Origin of the sequence: Streptococcus mitis, from assembly GCF_003942995.1 — a bacterium.
In the GTDB taxonomy this organism is placed as follows: domain Bacteria; phylum Bacillota; class Bacilli; order Lactobacillales; family Streptococcaceae; genus Streptococcus; species Streptococcus mitis_CV.
On sequence record NZ_RJOH01000040.1, the window covers coordinates 1 to 2,295 of the forward strand.

Sequence of the window (2,295 nt, forward strand, 5' to 3'; positions counted from 1 at the left end):
GATCTAGTAAAAATACTAGATTTAAAACCCAAACAACAATCCCTGTAATAAGCAATGTTTGATACAAAGAGGGATTGTTGAGTACCTCTAATCCCCCTGCCATAAACATAAAAAAGGCTATAGGATACAAAATAAAAATCCCATTTAATACCCCCCAAAGAGGAACTGGTCCCTTTATTCTACTTCTTTGAAATTCAAATGTTTTTTTAATTCGTTCCAGTATCATTTAAACCATCCTCTCATGCCTTTTAAAACTTTACTTTTTAAATCTATTTTTATCAAATTCTTTATTTTGAATCAAATCCGAAGACACTTCTATATGCTTAATTGGTCTTATTTCCTTAACATCATGACGGTGTTGGTAGGCATAGATAATTATAAACCATGTAGCATAAAACAAATGTCCAAATGTCATCGAAAACAAGGACATCCCCCATCCCATAAAATAATCATATCCAATCATCGCTAGAAATATACAGATACATGATAAAATAAGTGGAGGAGCGAATACAAAGTTAAGCATAACTTTGCTGGCCTTCTGCGAGATAATTTCTTCAGAGTCTAAATTGACCAAACAGCTCATGACGACTATAACAATAATGGATTGAATAAGAGGGAGGGATAGCTTTAAACCGATAAAACTATGATCCCCACTCAAACTATTGAAAGCAATGATGGCATAAACATGGCCAGTCAGATACATGAGATAGGTTCCAAAGCTAGTTAAAATTCCTCGCTTAAGATCCAAAAGAAAAACCAGATTTAAAATCCAAACAACAATCCCTGTAATAATCAAGCCTTGATGTAAGGCAGGATTTTTTAAAATCCTTAATCCTGCAAGCCAAAATCCTGTAAATACCAAGGGATACAAAATAAAAATCCCATTTAACACCCCCCACAGAGGAACCGGTCCCTTTATTCTACTTCTTTGAAATTCAAATGTTTTTTTAATTCGTTCCAGTATCATTTAAACCATCCTCTCATGCCTTTGATTAGACTATTGGCGCCTCAAAACTTTATACATCTGACCTATGTCTTAATGGATAAAGTATATACCCCCACGAAAGAAATAGAAAAGGTGAAAATAGCAATTGTAATCCAAATAATAACCAAGAAGCAGCAGGGTTTCCTATTAAAATAAGTAAGATAACTGAAATTACAATAATAGCTCCTGGGATACCAAAAATTACACTAATAACTTTTTCTTTCAGCACTTGCTGACCATCAACACCACCTAATAATAGCATAAGAAGAAAAATTATTATTGGATATAAAAATATTGCAAATAAGTGAAATAAAAGGAATTGTTCTCCTCCACCTAGTCCTATTACAGCAAAGGGACCAGTTATATATGTAACAACACCCATAATATAGGTAATTAGTCCCGTTGCAAAATTACTTTGTAACTTTGACATTAAAATAATTACAAAAGAAAGTAACTCTAAAACTACTGCTATGATATTTATAGAACTGAAAACATATTGATNTACTAAACTATTTGCTGTCATAAAGAACATGAACATTATCAAAGGAAATATAACAAATACTTGGGTTAATGTCCCCCACATCGGAACAGGTCCCTTAGCATTATTTAATATATCTATCAATGTTCTATGAAATCGTTTCTTCATTTAAACCATCCTCTCATGCCTTTAAAAACTTTACTTTTTAAATCTATCACTGTCAAATTCTCGATTTGAAATCATATCTGGGTTTACCTTTATATGCTTGATTGGCCTTGTTTCCTCAACATCAAGACGGTGTTGGTAGGCATAGATAATTATAAACCATGTTTGATATAAAGCAGAGCCAAAAATCATTAACAATAAGGATACTCCCCACCCCATTAAAAAATTATATCCAATGATAGCTAGAAAAATAAAGCAAAGAGATAAAAGTATTATCGGTCCCACTACAAAATTAAGCATAATTTTTCCAGCCTTCTCCGAGATAATTTCTTCAGAGTCCAAGTCAACCAAACAGCTCATGACGATAATAATTACAAGCGCGTAGATAAGGGGGAGAGATAACTTTAGAACAATAAAGTTATGGTCCCCACTCATAGCGCTAAAGCCAATAATGGCATAAATATGACCAGTCAGATACATGAGATAGGTTCCAAAACTGGTTAAAATCCCTCGCTTAAGATCTAGTAAAAATACTAGATTTAAAACCCAAACAACAATCCCTGTAATAAGCAATGTTTGATACAAAGAGGGATTGTTGAGTACCTCTAATCCCCCTGCCATAAACATAAAAAAGGCTATAGGATACAAAATAAAAATCCCATTTAAT

Annotated in this window: 2 protein-coding genes and 1 pseudogene; all 3 read right to left on the reverse strand. The window is 33.0% G+C overall.

The window, feature by feature from the left end:
* Nucleotides 1–226, reverse strand: a pseudogene (locus tag D8836_RS10990) (hypothetical protein); the annotation flags it as partial.
* 30 nt (nt 227–256) lie between these two features.
* Nucleotides 257–967, reverse strand: a complete 711-nt coding sequence (locus D8836_RS10995) for a hypothetical protein (RefSeq protein WP_125393997.1) — start codon at nt 965–967, stop codon at nt 257–259.
* 694 nt (nt 968–1,661) lie between these two features.
* The coding region (locus D8836_RS11005; protein WP_125393999.1) for a hypothetical protein at nt 1,662–2,295 on the reverse strand (634 nt) is incomplete at its 5' end.